Raw genomic sequence first — 15,498 nt, 5'->3', positions numbered from 1 at the left:
GGCTTGCCTCCTCTCAAAATAATGCATTATCTTTGTCCATTCTCCTAACGATCGTATTGGATACGAGTACAAGTACAAATCCGACAACAGCCTGATACAGCCCGGCTGCCGAGGACATCCCGATATCTCCTCCAATAAGGAAGGTTCGGTACACATACGTATCCAGAACGTTCGTGACCGGGAACAATGCGCCCGATTCCAGCGGAACCTGGTAGAACAGGCTGAAATCCGCGTAGAAAATACGACCGATCTGCAGCAATGTCATAATCACGATTAGCGGTACGAGAAACGGAACGGTAATGAAGCGAATCTGATGCCACTTGCTCGCGCCATCCAGCACGGCCGCTTCATAATATTCCTCATCGATGCCTACCACTGCTGCCAGATAAATGACGGCATAATAACCAATATTTTTCCATGTATTCACCAGCGGCAAAATGTACGGCCAATATTTAGGCTCTGAATACCAGTCAATTGGTTGTCCGCCAAAGAGCTGAAGAATCGTTGAATTCATGAAGCCCGAATCCTTGCCGAGAAAAGCGAGCACCAGATAACTGACTACAATCATCGACAGAAAATACGGAAGCAGCATAAGGGACTGATACAATTTGGACATTGCCTTGTTCTTCACTTCATTCAACAATATCGCAAGTCCTACACCTACAAATAAATTCAGCGCAATAAATACGGTGTTATATGCGAGCGTATTACGGGTGATCTCCCAAGCATCGCTGGTGGAGAACAAATACTTGAAATTATCCCAGCCGCTCCACGGACTGCCCCAAATGCCGTCCGCATAGTTTACATTTTTGAATGCAATCAGAACGCCGAACATCGGCATGTAGTTGTTTACCAGCAGAAACAGAATGCCTGGCAAAAACATAAGATACAAAACCTTGAATTTACCTAGATTGTACAGGACAGACTTTCGTTTTCGAACCGGTATATCCGGTAGGTCCGTTCCTTTCGATAGACGTGCTGCCTTACCCGCCTGGGGTTGTGTCTTCATAACTTGTTCTCCCTCACTCCTCTTGAATTTCATCCTCAGGATGAAACACCGCTGTGTCTCCTGTGGTTCAAGTATACGGCGGGGCGTTCAGGTCCACTATCTGCTGTGGTGACCTGTTCACTTATCAAATTATGACTTTAGGGCACAAAAAAACAAAAGACGCAGCATGCTGCGTCAAATCTGTACCGTTCGGGACTGTTTACGAAACTCCTGTGGGGTAATGCCCGTGCACTTTTTGAACATTTTCGTAAAATGAGAGTAATTGTAGTACCCGACCTTGCCTGCGATATCCGTCACCTTCACGGTAGACTGGGACAATAACGTCTTTGCTTTGGCTACTCTGCGCTGGAGAATGAATTCGGAAAGCGACATACCCTTTTCTTTGCGAAACAGACGGGATAGATAGGCCGGATTAAATCCGGCAAAGGATGCAAGTTCTTCGCGCATCAGCTCTTCACCAATATGGTTTTCAATGTAAATGCATAACTGGTCCACAATCGTCATTGGACTGTGATCGTCCGGGTACAATACCGGGATCGCACGACTGATCAGGTCTAATGTCCACTGCTTCAGCTGGGGCAACGAACGTGTCACAACGTTTTCCTCCGGCTCCCGTTCTCCGGGGTACAGGCTGCGTACGGATACATTTTTCTGATGCAGCAACGGGTAGATTACATGCAGCATGGCATGGTAATACAAGCGCAGAATTTCGGGTGACAAACGCTCCTGTGCAGCCAGCAATTCAAAGATTTCATCCACACGCTCGCGCAGGTCGTCAAACTTTCCCGTTTCGAACAGGATGGACAGCTCGGAAAACCACGGTATTGGCAGAAAGCGGTCCTCCGTATCTCGGCCTACCTCGTCATAGATAAAGACCCCTTCAAGCTCGTTGATATTGCGACGCTCCATATCCATCAGCTCATTCAGCATCCCCTGTAAATCTGTAACAGCAACCGGGACTCCTACGTAACAGGATAATCGGCAATAAAAGTAGGTACCGCATTCCTTGATATAGCTCTGACATCCTTGTTCCACTTCACCCGCCGTAGGTACGATACCATCGTGTTCGTATGCAAGCACAATATTTAGTCCACTGTGGTCCTGAAACACTTCACCGGGTTTGTCACCAAGCAGCATTTCCTTGGCAGCATTGCGAAGCGCATATTCAAGGACTTCCTCATCACGCAGATCGAAGTCTCGCACCCATTCTTCAACGGAAATGACAATGGGCAACACGCGCACTTGCGGATCAATCTCGGCTCCATAGACCTCGGCCAGCTCCTGAAGTTTTTGCTGGGTTAAGGTCACACGCTGTGAGATGGCGTCTTTCCAGAAACGCTCGGTTAACAGCGGTTTATGCGTCTGCCAGCGTTTATACACGGTCTCATATACTTCATTGGTGCGGGAACGCTGCTCGCCATCCTTGATTTTGTCCATGGCCTGGCTCACAACCTTGAGCAGCTGGTCGGCGGGAGCAGGTTTCAGCACATAATCGAAGCTGTTCAGCTTGATTGCCGTTTGGGCATAATCGAACAGGGCATGACCTGTAAGAAAAATCGTCAGCATGCCGGGATCATGCTTTAACACCCAGCTCTGCAGATCCAGTCCCGTTTCACCCGGCATTTCAATATCACAGATCATTATATCGATGGGATGGGCTCTCATCAGCATTCTCGCCTCTTCCGCATCACCAGCACTGAATACCTGGTCAATTCCGGCCAGGCTCCAGTCCACCCCTTCCACCATCGCTTGCAAGGCGTATACTTCATCATCCACGATCAACAGGTTCCGCATTGGCTCCCCCTTCCTCCTCTTCCGTCTGGGCAGGCATATGAATATGGACTGCTGCCCCTCCTTCAGTCTGATTGCTGAACTGCAATCCGGCATGTTCGCCGTACTTTACAAGCAGCCGATGGATAACGTTCCAGATGCCAATGTGCTGTCCACCCGGATCTTCGACGTATTGCCCCTGTTGCAGGCGCTCCAGTATTTCTTGCTCAAATCCAACACCGTTATCCGTAATCGAAAGTTGAAGAACCGAAGATGGTGCAGGATCAGATAACGTTTTCGACTTGCGTGCTGTTATGCGAATAACAAAAGGCTCTTTGCGCCGCTGAAAACCATGAATAATGGCATTCTCCACAAAAGGCTGAATCGTTAAGGGCGGCAGCACATAGTGCCCAAGATCCGGTTCAACATCCAGAACGAAATCCAGCTTGTTTGGAAACCTCAGCTTCTGGATCTCCAAATAATGACTGATATGTTGCAATTCTTCATCCAATCGAATGACACGTTTGCCTGCACGCAGGCTGAACCTGAAATAATCTGCCAGATGACCAGCCATCTGCTGCACCAGCTCATGCTTTTGCAACGAAGCCAGGCTATGAATGATATTCAATGAATTCAGGTAAAAGTGAGGATTAATCTGCATCTGCAATTGTTTGAACTCTGCTTCCCTCGTGCGCAATTGCTCCTCATACACATCTATCTTCAGATGCTGGATCTCACTTGTCATCTGATTGAAGCTGTGCGTGACAAACTCCAGTTCAGATGAAGCCGGCGTCTCAAGCCTCACATCAAGTTCTCCTCGGCTAACCCTCCTCATCCCACGTATGACCACATTCATTGGACGGAACAGGAGCTGCCTGAGAAAAATCATAGCTGTGATCAGGATGACCGCTGCACCAATCGGAAGCAGGCGAATGATCTGCTGAAAAAATGGCAGGTTTCGCATCATGTCCTCCTCGGGCAGCAGCACAATATAATTCATCTCAGACATGGCTGAGGGAATGCCAAGCATCAGATACTGACGTGCATTGCCTGTGGATGTCACTTCAGAGATCACCTGGTATGGATTATTCAATCCAGTGATATGGGCTGCGGCCAGTTTGATTTGTGCCGAGTTCAGGGCTGAATCGGACAGTGCCCCGCCATCTGCTCCCACGATGACTGCACCTCCCCGGTCACCGGATTCCGTGAATTGCTCGGGGTGATTCAGTGCGTTCATGTCCACCAGCGCCCCCGCATAGAACTGGGCGTTGATCCGCACCGTTTTGACCAAGGCATTCCATGTGCCTCCCCGAACGATGCTCCACTCCGGCTTCTGAATTTCCCCCTCCAGCTGCTGCATCTGGACCGGCATGCTCTCCTGCACAATCGACATTTTGACATCATAATTGCCTGAAGTAGCGAGCAACAGATCATCATTCACAGCATCGTACAGAAAAAATGAATCGATCAGATTATAAAATCCGATATCGGTCATGAATTTGTTCATAATGCGCTGTTTCGCAATAATATAATCGCCGCTGCCATATTTGAGAAAAAACAGGGAGATAATATCCGGATCTCGCTCGCCCAGACTGTATAAATACCGATTGGTCTCCTGCAGCACGCGCTCGTTCTGCTCCACACTTTTTGCAAGATGATTCATATTGGTGAGAGACACTTGATCACGCACAACTTTCATGGCGTACACATTGTTGTAATAGAGCAGCATGAATAATGGCAGCATGATCAATGTCAGACCCACAATAAACTTAAAGCGCAGTGAACGGATGAAATTCATGAATTCCCGCCCTTTTGTCTAATCTGGATTTCAGTTCTTATGCACATCGTTGTAACCGCTATCAATCCTAAGCAATTTCTTCCGCTTTCAGATGATCTACTTCTGTGTTTCTTCCATCTTCTTCCTTATAATGGCATGTTTATTGTAATCATACTTGCTTGCGTCTGTCTATGTGATTCCGTGACCTGTTACTGTCAATTCTGGTGACTTGCACCTCTAGTTTACAGTACGTGTTCGAGGGTCCATGCTCTAATTAGTTCTCCATCTGTAAAAAAAATCCTTCTCCATACTCCACGAACGCCCGGTGATGACATGCATACGATATACCACTCCTTGAATTGACACCAAGGATGTAAGGAGGCATGTCCGATGAATATTCAACTCGTCCCATTGCATTATGTATATCTGGCTTTTATCATCTTGATTATCGCCGTCATGGTTCGGCGTAGAGACACAACCATCATTTGTGTCGCAGGTATTATGACCATTGGACTCCTCGCGACCGAAACATTAAGCGGATCAGTTTCCGGCATCTTCAGCAGTTTTATCTACGCAGCCAAAGAGCTGCTCAGCACCATTTTTATCATCTCGATCATTGTCGCCATGAGCCGAGTGTTAATTCGGACGGGAATCAATGAAGTCATGGTGACACCGCTTACCCGATTCATCCGTTCTCCACAGGTCGCCTATTGGGGAATTGGATTCATTATGATGATCGTATCGCTGTTCTTCTGGCCCTCACCTGCCGTTGCCCTGGTTGGGGCGGTACTTCTTCCGGTAGCGGTACGCGTCGGACTTCCTCCCATCGGTGCTGCCATTGCCATGAATCTGTTCGGGCACGGAATTGCCTTATCAGGGGATTACATTATCCAAGGGGCACCCAAACTAACAGCTGATGCAGCTGGACTTCCTGTTACCGCTGTTATGACTGCAAGTATCCCACTTGTCATCGTGATGGGGACAGTATCAACGGTAACCGCATTCTGGATGCTGCGCAAGGAGATGAAATCAGGTTCTCCCGTTAAACTCAGTGATCCGATCTCTGGTGAAGCCGTAACCGTACATCCACCTTTGTCAGACTCTGCGCTGATTTCAGAGAAGCCAGCCGTTCAACGTCAACCAATGCCGCCACGTTTGCAAAAGGCATTTGCTTTAATTATCCCCTTGTTATTCTTAGTCGATGTCATTCTGATGTTTTTACTTAAACTTCAAGGCGGTGATGCCACAGCACTTATTGGCGGAACAGCCGTGCTCATTCTGATTGCCGTATCACTTGCCGCGCATCGTCATACAGGTCCGGAAGAAACAACAAACTATTTAATTGAAGGATTTCAGTTCGGGTTCAAGGTGTTTGGTCCTGTCATACCGATTGCCGCTTTCTTTTATCTTGGAGATGCTGCGATTACAGAGCTGTTCAACAACCCGCTGCCTGCTGGTTCACACGGTATTGTGAATGATTTGGGGGTTGCTCTTGCAGGGCTAGTGCCGCTGAATAATACGGTAGGTGCTATAACGATGACTGTGACCGGAGCGGTCACGGGAATGGATGGTTCGGGGTTCTCCGGAATATCCCTGGTCGGCTCCATTGCGTCCATGTTTGCAGGTTCGGCAGATTCCGCACCGGTCTTGACGGCACTGGGCCAGGTCGCCGCCATATGGGTAGGCGGTGGGACCTTAATTCCATGGGCCTTAATTCCAGCCGCTGCCATTTGCGGAGTCAGTCCATTTGAACTGGCACGCCGCAATTTGAAGCCGGTACTGCTGGGATTAACAGTTACCACCATTGTGGCTATCTTTCTCATCTAATTGCTTAAACAGGCTATTCGAACTGAAAAGACGTACGCAAGCGGGCCCATTGCCAAAGTTCTTCCTTGCTCATAGCGGCCAGATGAAGCATTTCGTCATAGGGGTCTCCCTGAAGTCCCAGGACCGCAGCGAATGCAGGCTCCGTCTTACAGCCTTCCAGCTTCAGTTTGCGAATCTCCCGATGTCCTGCTTCACCCCAGAGTTGCAACAATTCCCACTCAACCAGCATATGAATATAAGCATTCTGCCTGCGTACAGCTATGGATTGAGCGAAAATCTCTACAGGCCAGTTTCCAATATCCACACTACAGGTCACATAAGGACGCTGGCCAGCACGGCCATCCCCCCGGTCGCATCGAAAACCCTGCATTCCGCCCAGTTGTTGGTGCACCAAGGTTTCGAACGCCTCCAGATCCGCTGCCTCACATAATAGATCAAGATCACTTCCGGGAATATCAATATCAATGGGCACTGTTCCAGCCGGATAAGGCTGGTAAGCAGCCAATATGCTCAACAATCCACTGGATTGCAGTACCTTATACGCATCCTGCTGACGCTCGTTCCCCGAGGCCAAATGTACCATTACATCCGTAGTTGTAATCATGTCACAACCTCGGGCACTGGCTCATTCCGACGCTCCTGTAACGACTTGTTTCACGCGCCCCACCTGTCCACTGGTCAAACGTACTTTGATTCCATGCGGGTGTGTAGGCGATTTGGTCAACAAATCCTTCACGATACCACGTGTCAGTTTGCCTGTCGGCTGATCTTGCTTGAGCACGATATCCACTTCAAGACCCGGTTTGATATTTACGCGTTGTTGTCCGTTCATGGGTTTCCTCTCCTCAACGTATTCCATGTCATGCAGCCCTAATTCACAAAGCTTCATCTATTGTAGACGTTTTGGATTGAAAACAAAAGCCATGTCCCATGTTCAAAAACATAACCGAACGGTTATTTCCGCTTGGAAGAGGGATCAGAGGATTTGTTTTTCATCACTTTCAGAGCTGATCGATAGACTTCATCTGCACTCTTTTCAGGTTCTTTAGTATCCGTCAGCACTGCTTCCTCTTCCACTTCAGCAGGTTTACGGAAATGAAGCAACGCTTGACGGTAAGCTTGGTCACCCTCTGTCGTCTGCGTCTCTTTTTCCTGAGGTGAAGGGGCCACTTGCGAAGTGGAATCCATAGGGTGAATCTCCGTTTGCCTGTGATCTTCATGTTCCAAAACCTCTGCTTGCTCTTCCTCAGCGTAAATTGGGTCTTCGTTCCGGGCTTGGTCTTCTTCATGCAGCAGGACAGGCCCTTCATCCACCTCTGCGTTTTTGGAAGCTCGTGCTTCTGCAGCCTTGCGGGACGATCTGGAGTTATAAATCATCAGAAACACAACACCAATCACAACAATTACCGCCAAAATGATCAACATATGAGCATCCTCCTTATCATCCGCCTGTAGGCAGCCTTAATCAATATATTGGTGCCCTATTCTGCGAATAATATTTCACCTTGTTTCGTATAGAGCGACAAAGTAGCGGGAATGCTCCAAACAGGATTGTCAGCAGAAGACGTTCAGCACCGATTGAAAGAGAAGGTGTACAGAAAACCGAATTGAGGAGGAATGATCAGCATGAATTCACGTGCCATTTTGATCAATATCATCGTTATACTGGTGATTTTGGGAGCTGGGGCGGCCGGAATCTACTATTACAACCAATCCACCAGCTACGTTAAAACCGATAATGCGCTTGTTACCGGGCAGCCGATCTCCGTGGCTTCTGCAGTAAGCGGTGAGCTTCGATCCTGGAAAGGCAAGGTAGGAACAACATTTAATGCAGGCGATACCGTAGCCACTGTCACCGCTGCAGGAAAATCCACATCCGTGACGATGCCTGTCAATGGCACCATTGTACAACAAACCGCTGTCGAGAATTCGCTAGTATCTGCCGGTACGCCCCTCGCACGGGCCTATGATTTCAATAACCTGTACGTGACGGCCAATGTGGATGAGACCGCGATTGATAAAATTAAGACGGGTCAGATCGTCGATGTATATGTCGATGCATTTCCAGACACCACATTGACAGGCAAAGTAGACCAGATCGGGCTTGCCACTGCGTCCTCCTTTTCGCTGCTGCCGTCGTCCAATACCAATGCGAATTACACCAAAGTAACACAAGTCATCCCGATCATCATTACGATCGAAGGATATAAAGGACTGGGTGTGGTTCCCGGCATGAGCGCTACCGTGCGCGTTCATATCTAAGGCTGCTGATGGATAATCAAGTACCTCTTGGGAAAACCATCGCTGTCCTGCTGCTCGGCGCATTTATCGCCATTCTGAATCAGACTTTGCTCAATGTAGCCATCCCCCATTTGATGAATGACTTTAACGTCTCAGCAACGACCGTGCAGTGGCTATCCACAGCCTATTTGCTGGTGAACGGGGTACTCATTCCGATTACCGCCTACTTGATCGAGTCGTTCGGTACACGCAAATTATTCGTGACTGCGATGCTGTTGTTTACGTTAGGTTCGTTGATCTGTGCCATCAGTCCCGGATTTACGGTCATGCTTATCGGTCGTATTGTACAAGCCAGCGGAGCCGGTATTATTATGCCTTTGGTTATGAACGTGTTTCTAACTGTATTCCCTCCTGAGAAACGGGGAACTGCCATGGGCACGATGGGCATTGCCATGATGTTTGCTCCGGCCATTGGCCCGACGTTATCCGGATGGATCGTGGAACACTATACCTGGCGAATTCTGTTCTATATGGTCATCCCGCTTGCTTTGCTTGATATTTTGTTTGCCTTCATTTGGCTGAGAAATGTGTCCAAGCTTACTTCACCGAAATTTGATGGTTTTGGCGCATTATTCTCTACCATCGGTTTCGGCTTTCTGTTATATGGATTCAGTTCTGCCGGAGATAAAGGCTGGACCAGTGCAACTGTACTGTTGACACTGATCATCGGCGTGCTCTTCATCGTCTTCTTTGTCCTCCGAGAGACAGTCATGAAGAACCCGCTGCTGGAATTTCGAGTATTCAAATACGACATCTTCACCATCTCGACGCTGGTCAGTGCAACGATTAACATGGCACTCTTTGGCGGAATGCTGCTGTTACCGATCTATCTGCAAAATATAAGGGGCTTCTCTCCCCTGCAATCCGGCTTACTGCTGCTGCCTGGTGCATTGCTAATGGGGGTCATGTCTCCCATCTCAGGAGCGCTGTTTGACCGGATCGGCTCTCGCCCGCTCGCCATTGTCGGTTTGATCATTACCGCCATCTCCACCTTCGAGTTTAGCAAGTTGACGGGGGAGACGCCCTATGGCCACATCATGATGCTATATACGTTCCGTAGCTTCGGTATGTCCATGCTAATGATGTCTGTACAGACAGAGGGGTTAAACCAATTGCCGCCTCATCTCACCAGTCATGGTACGGCCATGTCCAATACGGTCAGACAGGTCGCAGGTTCGATCGGGACCGCCCTGCTCATTACGGTGATGGCAACTCGCGCAGGCATTCATTTGGCTGATTACAGCAACACTGTGACCACAACCAATGTAGCACTGACGGAACAAGTGGGTATGCTCGGCACGCAAATGGCAACTGCGGCTGGAATGCCGCCTGAACAAGGTTCAAGCCTTGCATTACAGCAGCTCTATGGTATCGCTGTTCAGACGTCAACGATTGAAGGCATTAATGATGCTTTCATTGTAGCGACCTGGATTTCGATCATTGGTCTGTTTCTCTCGTTGTTCCTGCGGCGGGCTCGCTCCCGTCCTCGTAAAGTCAAGCCTGAACGCTAAAATTGGGCGCTTGGCAACCCTAAAGCCTATCTAAAACCCTGTATCACGGATCGGATCTGCAAGCTTCCCTTTTATAAATTGAAACAATAAAAAACCGCAAGTCTCTTTAATCAGAGACCTGCGGTTTTTGGCTTGCACTATGGATGCTGGGGAATGGATGAATTGTCATCCTTGGCAGCCTCTCTCGCCTTAACGGCAAGCAGTTCCGATACAGTTACAAAACGATAACCTTGCTCCTGCAACTTGGGCAGAATCGTTTTTAGCGCAGCAACCGTCTGGGACTTGCCCTCCACCTTGTCATGAAACAGCACAATATCCCCGTTACGTGCGTTCTTCAGCACTTTGTTCACAATGGCTGATACACCTGGTGAAGCCCAATCACGTGTGTCCTGATGCCAGGACCATAGCACAATCGTATAGCCTTGCTGTTTGGCGACCTGAATGACCATGTCATTGTAATAGCCTCCCGGGGGTCTAAACAGCGTGGGACGCTGAGCCCCTGCTCCAACAATGGATTTCTCCGCTATGTTCATTTCGCGGCTGTACTTGTCCGCCCTTGTTGACCTGACCGCGTACGTATGTGCATACGTATGATTGGCGATTTCATGTCCTTCCCGCTGCTCCTGCTTAATCAGATCAGGAAACTTTTCCGCCCATTTACCAAGCACAAAAAAAGTGCCTTTGGCCTGATATTGCTGGAGCAGAGCCAGAATCTGCGGGGTTTGGACAGGATCTGGTCCATCATCAAAGGTCAGTGCGATGAGTTTGTCATGCGTGGGAACCTCCCACACAATCTCTCCCCGTTCCTCATAATACTGTCGATTCTTCTGCACAGGTTTGGCTAAGGCAGAACTGCTACCAAGCAAAAAAACCAGCGTACACAATCCGATGAATCGGGCTGCCTTCAGGTTCATGTTTATGTCCTCTCTTTATCTTCAAACGTAAACTCCCTGTTAGCATTTCCCGATTCATTAGAACTAATTAACGAAATATTTGATCAATCACTGCAATTTCCTCGGCTGTGAGCTCAACATCCAGTGTTTTTAGATTGTTGATGACCTGCTCCGGTTTCTTGGCACCAGGAATGAGCGCATCAATGGAGGGCTGTGTCAGATACCAGGCCAGAACGAGATGTGCCACCTCCGCATTCTTGGACTGTGCAATGCTTCGTAGTTGTTCCACCTTGTCCAGATTCTGAATAAAGGCTTCCCCCGTGAATAACGGGTTCTTGGCCCGTCCATCCTGGAAGGTTGTATCCTGATTATATTTGCCTCCCAGCAGACCTGCTGCCAGAGGGAAGTAAGGTACAAAAGAAATGTTATGCTCTGCCGTATAGGGCAGTAATTCTTTCTCCGCTTCTCTTTTGAACAGATTATATTCAGACTGCAGTACATCCACATCTCCATCCTGATTCGCCTCACGCAGCTGATCAATGGAGAAGTTGGACACTCCGATGGCACGAATTTTACCTTCGTCCTTCAAACGTTTCAGTGCACCTACTGCTTCATCCTTCGGTGTATGCTCATCCGGGAAATGTATATAAAACAAGTCGATATAATCGGTCTGCAGACGTTTCAAAGCCTCATCTACAGAGGTTTTGAGGAAAGCAGGCGAGTTATCAAAAACGACGTTGCCATCCACAAATTGATGTGCTGCTTTCGTTGCAATGATGGTATCTTGGCGCTGACCCGTTTCTTTCAGCACTTCACCTATTAACCGTTCTGAATGCTCAGGTCCATAGATGAAAGCAGTATCCAAAAAGTTAATGCCCTGTTTCAAAGCCGTACGAACGACATCCTTGCCTATCTCATCATTCAGCATATTCGGATAGATATTATGTCCTCCTACTGCATTTGCCCCCAATCCAATCGGGTTAACCATCAGATCTGTTTTGCCCAAACGAGTACGTTGTTCTGCCATTCTCATCCATCTCCTTTTCTGAGCGTTGATAACTCAAATTATATTATATCAGAGGGTTAAGCATATTTAAATTATCGGGTTTATCGGATTAAGTGTTTTTCAGCGCAGTGGCTTCCACATCATTGATGAATCGACGAAGTTTGGCGGCCACATCGCGGTTGATTTCACCATTTTCGTATAGCTGCTGTATCGTATTGCGCTGCTCCTGAATCGCCACCATTTGCAATTCCAGCTTTTCCTGATCAAATGGATCTTCGGTTTTGCCCTGATTCCAGGTGCGTAACTTGGCAATAACCCGTTCATATCTGGAGATAACCGACAGAGCGACAATCCGGTTACTATCGTTCATATGAGCACGAATCGCCTTGATCGCTGCTTCAGAGGTACGCATCTTCACTTGACGGAACAGGTCAGCATTCTCAAGCATAAATGGCTGATCCGGCTTCTTTGAACGATTCATAAACACATGTCCAAACACGCGTCCAATTTCACTAAGCGAGAACATCATCTGGGTATTCGTACGGTTCGCAAGCATCATTTCCTTACGATCCAGCCAGCTGTTACATTTAAAGGCGGCTTCCGAAGCAATTACATTTTCATCCATCATCTTCTCAATCTCCTTGCGTTCAGCCCGCGTACCGATGAGATTAATTGCTGTTTCCTGTTTCAAAATTTCCTTGCGCTTACCGGCAGTAAGCTCGCCAGCCGCCTGCCTGATATATTTCGACAGGTCGGAAACAACCGCAAGCGCAGCCGCTTTGTTCTCATCATTCATTTCCGACTTGACTGCACGAATGGCAGCATTCAGCATAATACCCTGTGCTTTTCGTTCCGTCGTTTGCGGTGTACCCTCCTCCGCTTTTTCTTCGTTCTTCGCAAGAATAGGAAGGAACACACTCGCAGCAATCAGAGTGAACAGAATCACACCTGCCGCCAGGAATATGATCAGATCCCTTTCAGGAAATGGAGACCCGTCTTGGAGAACATAAGGGATGGAGAAGGCCCCCGCCAGTGTTACAGCCCCTCTCACACCCGAAAGAGTAATGATCGTAATTTCTTTCAGCCGGGGCTTCCCGCTCGACAACGCCTCACCGGAATTTTCATTTCCTTTCCAGAACAGATAGATCCAGACAAAACGAAGCACCAACAACAACACTGAGATGAGGCCCACATAGCCAAGTACTTGGAGGTTATCAAACGAGACATTCTCGAAGATGGTACTCAGCACATCCGGAATCTGTACCCCCAGAATGACAAAGACCAATCCGTTCAAAATAAATAGAATGACAGACCAGGTACTGGCCGATACCACCTGCATCTTCAGTTGTACAGACTCGGTCCGGTCACGCTCAATCGCATGAATGATCCCGCCGGCGACGACCGCAAGAATGCCCGAAACACCGACCTCCTCACTTACCAAATAAATGACGAAGGGCGTTAAAATTTGCAGTAACATATGAATCGTGACATCTTCCATCCCCAGACGCCGAATCCAGACACCCAGTCGGATCAACAGGAACGATAACAGGGCACCAATCAGCAACCCGCCAATCGCGATAAGTATAAAACTAAATGACGCCTGAGCCAGGGAAAATACCCCTGTAACCGTGGCGGCAATCGCAAATTTGAATGCAACCAGACCGGATGCATCATTCATTAATGCTTCTCCCTCAAGAAGCCTATGTATGCTCTTGGGTAAATGCACACGACCTGCCATAGCGCCTACAGCCACAGCGTCTGTCGGGGACAGAATTGCCGCAAGTGCAAAAGCCGCAGGAAGCGGAATGGTTGGAATGAGCCAGTGAATGGCATATCCTGCCACGACAACCGTGACAAATACAAGGCCCAGGGCCAGCAAAAGGATGGGCGCTCTTAGATTCCACAGCTCGTGCCTCGGTGTTCGCTTCCCGTCGTTGTACAGCAACGGAGCGATAAAGAGCACAAAAAACAGTTCCGGATTCAGTGGCAGATGTACACCCGCAGGTAATAGTGCAATGGCTACACCAAGAACAATCTGAATCAACGGAACGGGGATAAAGGGTACAAACCGGTTCAAAATATTCGATAAACCGATCAGTACCAGCAAAACAAGCACGGCGATAAATAGTTCCATGATGACAATCCCTTTCCGAATAATGAAGTGGTGAAAACCATTTGGTATAGCCTTATTTTAACATAAACCAAAGTTTATTATAAAAATGTTGTCATATTCAATACCGTCCAAAACGAATGGACAACAGTCCGATTGCAGATTTCTGATTGGTTCTGTTTATAAGATGTTACAATATGCTCAGGACAATACCCGTTTGGAAAGGAACTTGGTGTCTATGGCATTTGGAATTAAACGACAGGAGCTGGCCGAGTGGAAAGAACGTGTATCTCGTGGCGACCTTGCCTATCTCACTCATTTCTGGATTGATAACCGTTTTCCGGGCATTACCAGTGTGACGAAAGTGGGTTGTTCAGATCTGAAACGGCTTGAGGACTGGTGTAGAGAGCATGGACTCGACCCACGTTACATCCATCGGCGTCAGCCTTTCCCCCATTTTGACCTGCTCGGTAAAAAACAGAAGGAAATTCTGATCCAGGAAGGTCTGACCGATCACATTCAACGTTTCCATCTCTGATTGAAAATTAAAACGCCAGCCTTCAAGATTCAAGTCCCAAAGCGGGCTTCAAATCTTGAAGGCTGGCGTTTTACACACCTTTTATTTAGCGATGCGTTTGTTCCAACGTTTTCATTTTCTCCAGCAGTTTTAGCTCAATTTTCTTCAGCATGCCAAACATCTGCAGTTGTTCCTCTTCCGTAAGCGCCTGCAAAAGTTCCCACGTCATCCGACCGCGATTATTAATCAACGTTTTTGCAAGCTGCTTCCCATCTTCCGTTAAGGACAACCATACAATTCTTCGGTCCTCTTCGCTGCGCACCCGCTGAATAAGACCTTCGCTTTCCAGTTGATTCAGCACAATTGTGGTTGCTCCTGAAGATAGACTAAGTTGTCTGGCCACATCCACAGCCATACAGCGTTCTTCACGTAGAATCATACCCAATATATGACTTTTCGTCGGATTCAATTTGCAGTTTGTTTCATTCTTTTGCTGCTGATCCAATACTTTATTTTTATATCTGAAGAAGGCCTCCAACAATTGATCCACATTTGCCAATTGAGAGTTTCGCTCCGTATCCGGGCTCATAAACGTTCCTCCTACCTTTGATCATAACCTACCTTATATTGTAACATATTTGTACTATTTTGTTTGTGAAAAATGCGCTTGTTTCCCAAACCCTTTACTTGTCTGTAAAGTTCATGCTTATTTTACGGTTTCATGTGACAAGCTACCTTATAGCATGAACAGATAACCACACAAGGAGGAATGAAGCA

The 15,498-nt window shown here is 47.9% G+C and carries 14 protein-coding genes; 4 read left to right on the top strand and 10 right to left on the bottom strand.

Annotation, left to right across the window (positions count from 1 at the left end; all coding sequences use genetic code 11):
* Window positions 1–13 precede the first annotated feature (13 nt).
* From MKY42_RS11225 to MKY42_RS11215, 3 genes are all read right to left on the bottom strand, one after another.
* Entirely contained in the window at window positions 14–1,009 is a 996-nt protein-coding gene (locus MKY42_RS11225) for an ABC transporter permease subunit (RefSeq protein WP_177185671.1), read from the bottom strand.
* Between the two features lie 174 nt (window positions 1,010–1,183).
* On the bottom strand, window positions 1,184–2,803 hold the full coding sequence (locus MKY42_RS11220; RefSeq protein WP_339851018.1) for a helix-turn-helix domain-containing protein: 1,620 nt from the start codon (window positions 2,801–2,803) through the stop codon (window positions 1,184–1,186).
* On the bottom strand, window positions 2,778–4,577 hold the full coding sequence (locus MKY42_RS11215; protein ID WP_090895746.1) for a sensor histidine kinase: 1,800 nt from the start codon (window positions 4,575–4,577) through the stop codon (window positions 2,778–2,780). Before MKY42_RS11215 ends, MKY42_RS11220 begins: the two co-directional genes overlap by 26 nt.
* Window positions 4,578–4,946: 369 nt before the next feature.
* Here MKY42_RS11215 and MKY42_RS11210 point away from each other — a divergent pair, with 369 nt between their 5' ends.
* Window positions 4,947–6,383 carry a hypothetical protein gene (locus MKY42_RS11210; RefSeq protein ID WP_339851014.1) on the top strand — a complete coding sequence of 479 codons (1,437 nt, stop codon included), beginning with the start codon at window positions 4,947–4,949 and terminating at the stop codon, window positions 6,381–6,383.
* Window positions 6,384–6,396: 13 nt separating this feature from the next.
* Here the strand turns inward: MKY42_RS11210 and MKY42_RS11205 are convergent, their stop codons facing one another.
* From MKY42_RS11205 to MKY42_RS11195, 3 genes are all read right to left on the bottom strand, one after another.
* On the bottom strand, window positions 6,397–6,987 hold the full coding sequence (locus MKY42_RS11205; protein ID WP_090895741.1) for a DUF4269 domain-containing protein: 591 nt from the start codon (window positions 6,985–6,987) through the stop codon (window positions 6,397–6,399).
* A gap of 21 nt (window positions 6,988–7,008) precedes the next feature.
* On the bottom strand, window positions 7,009–7,215 hold the full coding sequence (locus MKY42_RS11200) for a YwbE family protein (RefSeq protein WP_063564738.1): 207 nt from the start codon (window positions 7,213–7,215) through the stop codon (window positions 7,009–7,011).
* Between the two features lie 122 nt (window positions 7,216–7,337).
* On the bottom strand, window positions 7,338–7,808 hold the full coding sequence (locus MKY42_RS11195; protein WP_339851008.1) for a hypothetical protein: 471 nt from the start codon (window positions 7,806–7,808) through the stop codon (window positions 7,338–7,340).
* 201 nt (window positions 7,809–8,009) lie between these two features.
* On the opposite strand from MKY42_RS11195, the gene MKY42_RS11190 reads away from it, so the two are divergent.
* A complete protein-coding gene (locus tag MKY42_RS11190) occupies window positions 8,010–8,645 on the top strand; it encodes an HlyD family efflux transporter periplasmic adaptor subunit (RefSeq protein WP_090895736.1) in 636 nt (211 codons plus the stop codon).
* A gap of 8 nt (window positions 8,646–8,653) precedes the next feature.
* A complete protein-coding gene (locus tag MKY42_RS11185) occupies window positions 8,654–10,195 on the top strand; it encodes a DHA2 family efflux MFS transporter permease subunit (RefSeq protein ID WP_339851004.1) in 1,542 nt (513 codons plus the stop codon).
* Window positions 10,196–10,332: 137 nt separating this feature from the next.
* Here the strand turns inward: MKY42_RS11185 and MKY42_RS11180 are convergent, their stop codons facing one another.
* From MKY42_RS11180 to MKY42_RS11170, 3 genes are all read right to left on the bottom strand, one after another.
* Entirely contained in the window at window positions 10,333–11,109 is a 777-nt protein-coding gene (locus tag MKY42_RS11180) for a polysaccharide deacetylase family protein (RefSeq protein WP_339851002.1), read from the bottom strand.
* A 67-nt stretch (window positions 11,110–11,176) separates the two neighbouring features.
* A complete protein-coding gene (locus tag MKY42_RS11175; protein ID WP_090895731.1) occupies window positions 11,177–12,115 on the bottom strand; it encodes an aldo/keto reductase in 939 nt (312 codons plus the stop codon).
* A gap of 88 nt (window positions 12,116–12,203) precedes the next feature.
* Window positions 12,204–14,228 (bottom strand): Na+/H+ antiporter, encoded by a 2,025-nt coding sequence (locus MKY42_RS11170; RefSeq protein WP_339850998.1) that lies wholly within the window; start codon window positions 14,226–14,228, stop codon window positions 12,204–12,206.
* A 214-nt stretch (window positions 14,229–14,442) separates the two neighbouring features.
* On the opposite strand from MKY42_RS11170, the gene MKY42_RS11165 reads away from it, so the two are divergent.
* Window positions 14,443–14,742, top strand: coding sequence for a hypothetical protein (locus MKY42_RS11165; RefSeq protein WP_072732330.1), 300 nt, complete (start codon window positions 14,443–14,445; stop codon window positions 14,740–14,742).
* An 85-nt stretch (window positions 14,743–14,827) separates the two neighbouring features.
* On the opposite strand, the gene MKY42_RS11160 is transcribed toward MKY42_RS11165, so the two are convergent.
* Window positions 14,828–15,310 (bottom strand): MarR family transcriptional regulator, encoded by a 483-nt coding sequence (locus MKY42_RS11160; protein ID WP_091000748.1) that lies wholly within the window; start codon window positions 15,308–15,310, stop codon window positions 14,828–14,830.
* Between the last annotated feature and the right edge of the window lie 188 nt (window positions 15,311–15,498).

This window comes from Paenibacillus sp. FSL W7-1088 (genome assembly GCF_037969855.1).
GTDB lineage: Bacteria > Bacillota > Bacilli > Paenibacillales > Paenibacillaceae > Paenibacillus.
The sequence above is the reverse complement of the archived record's forward strand: the minus strand, read 5'-3'. Positions and strand labels throughout refer to the sequence as shown.